The organism is Actinomadura sp. SCN-SB, assembly GCF_043906805.1.
Taxonomy (GTDB): domain Bacteria; phylum Actinomycetota; class Actinomycetes; order Streptosporangiales; family Streptosporangiaceae; genus Spirillospora.
Window position 1 is genome coordinate 1 of the sequence record NZ_JBIMPP010000147.1, and the last position, 2611, is coordinate 2611.

General features: G+C 69.3%; 3 protein-coding genes. 1 reads left to right on the forward strand and 2 read right to left on the reverse strand.

Annotated elements, in window-relative coordinates; genetic code table 11:
* Positions 1-522: 522 nt before the first annotated feature.
* Positions 523-891 (reverse strand): nuclear transport factor 2 family protein, encoded by a 369-nt coding sequence (locus ACGWYJ_RS38720; RefSeq protein WP_395111666.1) that lies wholly within the window; start codon positions 889-891, stop codon positions 523-525.
* Positions 892-1004: 113 nt separating this feature from the next.
* Between ACGWYJ_RS38720 and ACGWYJ_RS38725 the strand changes: the two genes are divergently transcribed.
* Entirely contained in the window at positions 1005-1574 is a 570-nt protein-coding gene (locus ACGWYJ_RS38725) for a thioredoxin family protein (RefSeq protein WP_395111667.1), read from the forward strand.
* A 16-nt stretch (positions 1575-1590) separates the two neighbouring features.
* Here ACGWYJ_RS38725 and ACGWYJ_RS38730 read toward each other — a convergent pair whose 3' ends face one another.
* Positions 1591-2196, reverse strand: coding sequence for a hemerythrin domain-containing protein (locus tag ACGWYJ_RS38730; protein WP_395111669.1), 606 nt, complete (start codon positions 2194-2196; stop codon positions 1591-1593).
* Between the last annotated feature and the right edge of the window lie 415 nt (positions 2197-2611).

The window sequence follows — 2611 nt, forward strand, 5'->3', positions numbered from 1 at the left end:
GTAATGGGGGGGGGGGCACCCCCCCCCCCCCCCGGGTCCGGGCCCAGCGGCCCCCGCCGCTCGCCTGGCGGCTCGCGGCGGTGACCGCCGACCCCGGTGTAGGGGCTCCGCCCCTACGACCCCGGTCAGGGGCTCCGCCCCCGACACCCCCGTGGGGCTACGCCCTTCGCCACGTTGAGACGCGGTGGGGGCGGCCACCCTCCGCGTCATTGTGAGTCCACACCCTTGACGCGGAATCAGCCGCCCTCGCCGCTGCCTGACCCCTCGCGCCCATCGGGGTGGCAGAGCGATCTAGGGCCTGTTTCGAAGTGAGAGAGCGGTGGCGTGTCATGCGCCGCATGCAGCGAGCCCGCCGGGAGAGCGTTCATCGCCGCCATCAATGAAGGACTCCGACCAACTTTGAAACAGGCCCTGGCGGAACATCGTGGGGGCCGCGCGGGTCGAGAGCTTGGCCCCGATGCCCCCATTGGGACCGGGCCAATTGTGTGTGTGGGGGGACCTACGGGGGTTACTGGCGTGCGGTCACTTCTCGAAGTCGTCGGGGCCCCAGTAGGCGCGCATCTCGACGATCTTGCCGTCCTCGTTGAAGGTCATGGCGTCGATGGCGCGGATTCGCAGGTTCATCGCCGGGACCTCGATGGTGAGGGCCATGGCGGCGCCATTGCCGTGCGAGCCGCGGATCGGCCCGTCCAGGGTGAGCTTGGTGCCGGCGCTGATGGCCTTGGCGTAGAACTCGTCGATCGCGGGACGCCCGGAGATCTGCGGCTTGCCGACCGGGTCCTCGATCACGGCGTCGTCGGCGAACAACTCCGCGATCGTGGCCGCGTCCCCCGCGTCGAAGCTGTCGATGTAGGTCTGAAGGGCCTTCTTCATCTGCTCTTGTGCCGGCATGCGCTCACCCTACTTTCGCTCGGGACGCAACGGATCGTACTAAGTGCCGCTTCATACGGGCACCGCGCAAGCCTTGGTTCCGGCCGGGCACACCGCCGGGAGAGAATGGCGACATGGCGCTCGCATCGTTCATGGTTCCTTTGGGCACGCCCGCTCCCGACTTCACTCTCCCGCCCGTCGGCGGCGGCCCCGCCGTTTCTCCGGGGACGTTCGCGGACGCGCCCGCGCTGCTGGTGGTATTCCTTTGCAACCACTGCCCGTACGTACGCCGTGTGGAGAAGGCCCTGGGCGAGTTCACCGCCGAATACGCCGCCAAGGGCCTGGCGACCATCGGGATCTCCAGCAACGACACCGTCCAGTACCCCGATGACGACGCCGAGCACATGCGCGAGCAGGCCGAACGCGCCGGTTTCACCTTCCCCTACGTGCTGGACGAGACGCAGGAGGTCGCGCGCGCGTACCGGGCTGCCTGCACTCCCGACTTCTTCCTGTACGACGCGGACCGGCGGCTGGCCTACCGCGGCGAGTTCGACGGCGCCCGTCCACGCAACGACGTCCCATCAGACGGCGCCTCCCTACGCGCAGCGGCCGACCTCGTCCTGGCAGGAAAGGCCGTTCCGGAGCCGCACACACCCAGCCTGGGTTGCGGCCTCAAGTGGAAGCCCGGCAACGAACCCGGCTGACCCGCTACGCCGACGCTCAGACCGCCCATAAGCGGAGCTTGCGGTACCGGCGCTCCCAGGTCAGCCGGTTGAGGCTGCGTACCGGCGGGGGCAGCGTGGCCAGGAACCTGCTCCGCTCGGTGGGCGCGATCCCGTCGATGACCCACGGCACGAAGACCGCCGTGCCCTGGGCGCCCTGGCGGCGCCGGATCTCCTCGGTGAACGCCTCCCAGTCCTCCGGTGTGAGAAGGGACCGAACGAGCGGGAGCGCGGACCGTTCCTCATGGCCGAGGTGTTCGTCGAGTGCCGCCCGCAAGTCCTCCACATGCTCAAGCAGACCGGCCGCCCCGCCCAGCCCCGCGTCCACCGCGGCGAGCAGCGGGTCGATCCTGGAGTGCTCCTCCGCCATCTCCCTGAGCAGCGCCAGCGCGCTCGGCATGCCCCGCGCCGCCCGCTGGACCCGTGGCCACAGGACCGTGTCCTCGACGATGTGGTGGATTCGTAGCTGGTGTTTGAAGTTGGCCCATCCCGCACGAACCCGCGGCGAGGAGGCCCTATCCGCCGCCACAACGTTCGCCAATCGGTCGAGATCACGACGAAAAGCGTCGTGAGCCGCGTACATGACCGTGAAGTCGATGCTCACGAGGGATCCCTCACGGGGTGCCACGCAGAAGTATTTGCTCCATACACCCATGACGCCGCGGCTCCCCCGAGCGTGACGCGACAGCAGCCCGCTGAGACACAGGCCACAGATCGAACGCCTCGACCCAGCGACCATAGGGACCGGCCGTTCTCGTCCACAGCCTGCTGAGCAGCATCGCCGACATCGAGGACACCTGGCTGCCCCGGGTCGGAAAGAGCCAGCCGTACACCGGGGTCAGCGGTAACCGCCGCGAGTCCCAGGCGAGCGGCGAGGATCGCTGGCCCCGCACCGGGAGTGTGGGGGTCGCCCCCACAATGACGTGCCCCACCACCCTAGAGAGGAAGCGACAGGCGAAGCCCCACGGAGGGGCGAAGGCCCCATGGGGGTGTAGGGGCGGAGCCCCACGGGGGTGCAG